The sequence below is a fragment of the Leisingera sp. F5 genome, assembly GCF_001593695.1.
In genome coordinates, this window is record NZ_LUKH01000407.1 from 1 (window position 1) to 2,562 (window position 2,562).

Below are 2,562 nucleotides of genomic sequence, written 5' to 3' on the forward strand. Positions count from 1 at the left end.
ACCGAACAGGCCGTCCTTCGGGGCGGCCTTTCGCTTTTGGTGATTTGCGCGTACCTTCCCCCAAGCAGAAATCCTTGTGCGGAATCACCTTTGCGCATAAGAACAGAGCAAGAACACGAACACACGGGCAGAGCAGAATGCTGACATCGGTAGAACTATGCGCAGGCGCGGGCGGCCAGGCCTTGGGGCTGGAGGCGGCGGGCTTTGACCACACGGCGCTGGTTGAGATCGACAAGCATTGCTGCGCCACTCTGCGCCACAACCGCCCCGCTTGGAACGTGCTGGAAGAGGACGTGCGCAAATTCAAGGACGTGGCGGGCGATTACAAAGGTATCGACCTGTTGGCGGGCGGATTGCCCTGCCCGCCGTTTTCCGTGGCCGGCAAGCAACTGGGTGAAAAAGACGAGCGCAACCTGTTTGATGACGCGATCGAGATCGTGGACGCCACCCGCCCGCGCGCGGTGATGATCGAAAACGTGCGCGGCTTTCTGGACGCGGTGTTTCATGACTACCGCGAAAAGCTGAAGAAACAGCTGTCCAAGCTGGGGTATGTGACCGACTGGCGGCTGCTGAATGCGTCGGATTATGGCGTGCCGCAGTTGCGTCCGCGGGTGGCGATTGTCGCCCTGCGCAAGGAATTCGCAGGCCAATTCAACTGGCCCGAGCCGCTGCCGCACAATCCGCGCACAGTTGGCGAAACCCTGATCGACCTGATGAAGGAACGCGGCTGGCGCGGGGCGGACGACTGGGCCGCCAAGGCGGATGAAATTGCCCCCACCATCGTCGGCGGTTCCAAGAAACACGGGGGGCCGGATCTGGGGCCGACCCGCGCCCGTCGGGCCTGGGCAGCCTTGGGGGTTGAGGGACGCACCATCGCCTATGAGGCGCCAGATCCGTTCCACAACGACATGCCGCGCCTCACGGTGCGGATGGTGGCGCGCATCCAGGGCTTCCCCGACGCGTGGCATTTCACCGGCGCCAAGACCAACGCCTACCGCCAGGTCGGCAATGCCTTTCCGCCGCCGGTGGCCGAGGCCGTGGCGCGGGAGCTGAGAGCAGCAATTGCCAAGCCGAAACTGCATGCAGTGCGAGCGTAGCGACAGCACGTTAGGGGCCATGTCCGGTCGTGCGCGGAACGCTGTATGAAACAGAAACTTCCCAACAGTCTTATTCTGCCCGGCCACCCGGATTTCACAGTCCTTTGCGAACTGGCGGAGGAGATCACGACGCGTGCAGGCGGCGCCTTGGCGTTGGAACACGACGTGCCGCAGATGCTGCGGCAATGCATCGACGACGTGATCATGACGCCCAAGACCGGGCGGCGCGCCTATGAAGAGCTGGAGAAGACCGAAAAGACCTATATCGGAACGCGGGTCGAGATTGAGCTGCGGGCGCTGCTGCGCTTGCGCAAGGGGCGGCTGGATACCGAGATCCTGGGCCGGGACGTGGACATCAAGCACACCATGGGCACGAACTGGATGATCCCCACCGAGGCGCTGGATTGCGCCTGCCTGCTGGTGGCGGCGGATGAGGTGCGGGCGCGCTGCTATCTGGGGCTGGTCATTGCCCGGCGTGACTACCTGACAGCCGGCCAGAACAAGGACGCCAAGCGCAGTATTTCTGCCGAGGGGTTCCGCCATATCCTGTGGCTGCTGAAGGACCAGCCCTACCCGGCCAACTTCTGGCGCACTGCAGAGGAGACAGCGGTGGACAGGATCTTTGCCGGCAGAACGGGAAATGAGCGGATGGCGCAGCTGTTCCGGCAGATCCGGGGCCGCCCCATCCCCCGCGACGTGGTTGAGGCGGTGGCGCAGCAGAAGGACTTCATGCGGCGGATCCGGGCGGATGGCGGAACCGGGACCCGCGATATTCTAGCCCGCGAGCAGATCGTGCTGCTGGAAGGCCAGAAGGATGCCCAGCTGATCAAGGCGCTGGAGCTGCCGCCCTGCCCGGCCAGTGCTTTTGTTTCCTGCCGGATTGAAAGCAGCTACCATGCCCGCATGGTGGAACAATCCAGGCATCACGTGGAATGGCCGACACCCTGACACCCGAGCGGCGCAGTGCCAATATGGCAAAGATCCGCGGCAAGCACACCAAGCCGGAGATGCTGGTGCGGCGGATGGTGCACGGGCTTGGCTTTCGCTACCGGCTGCACCGCAAGGACCTGCCCGGCAAACCCGATCTGGTGTTCGGCCCGCGCCGCAAGGTGATCTTTGTGCATGGCTGTTTCTGGCATTTGCACAGTTGCCGGGATGGGCGCATCCCCGGAACGCGCCGCGACTATTGGGAACCCAAACTGATGCGCAACAAGCAGCGCGATGCCGAACATCTGGCCGCGCTGCAAATGGCCGGCTGGCAGGTGCTGACCGTCTGGGAATGCGAGATCCAGGACGGCGAGGCCTTGCAGATCCGCCTGCGAAGCTTCCTGGAAAGCGAAGATTAGCGCTTATCCACAGATACTTGCGCGGTTCTCAAAATTTCCTCTTGCAGCCCGATTGGGAACGCCCTAAACACCGCCTCACCGAATGGCAGCGCGGGCGTAGCTCAGGGGTAGAGCATAAC

Annotated in this window: 3 protein-coding genes; all 3 read left to right on the forward strand. The window is 63.2% G+C overall.

Annotated features, from left to right (window positions below):
• The first annotated feature begins 137 nt into the window (after positions 1-137).
• From A2I95_RS31025 to A2I95_RS31035, 3 genes are read left to right on the forward strand one after another with little or no spacing between them, the layout of a single operon-like run.
• The gene (locus tag A2I95_RS31025) at positions 138-1,097 is read left to right on the forward strand and encodes a DNA cytosine methyltransferase (protein ID WP_027258319.1); all 960 of its coding nucleotides are present in this window, start codon (positions 138-140) and stop codon (positions 1,095-1,097) included.
• Positions 1,098-1,142: 45 nt separating this feature from the next.
• The gene (locus A2I95_RS31030; protein ID WP_291736010.1) at positions 1,143-2,045 is read left to right on the forward strand and encodes a NaeI family type II restriction endonuclease; all 903 of its coding nucleotides are present in this window, start codon (positions 1,143-1,145) and stop codon (positions 2,043-2,045) included.
• Positions 2,030-2,443 carry a very short patch repair endonuclease gene (locus A2I95_RS31035; RefSeq protein WP_291736012.1) on the forward strand — a complete coding sequence of 138 codons (414 nt, stop codon included), beginning with the start codon at positions 2,030-2,032 and terminating at the stop codon, positions 2,441-2,443. Before A2I95_RS31030 ends, A2I95_RS31035 begins: the two co-directional genes overlap by 16 nt.
• Positions 2,444-2,562: the final 119 nt, after the last annotated feature.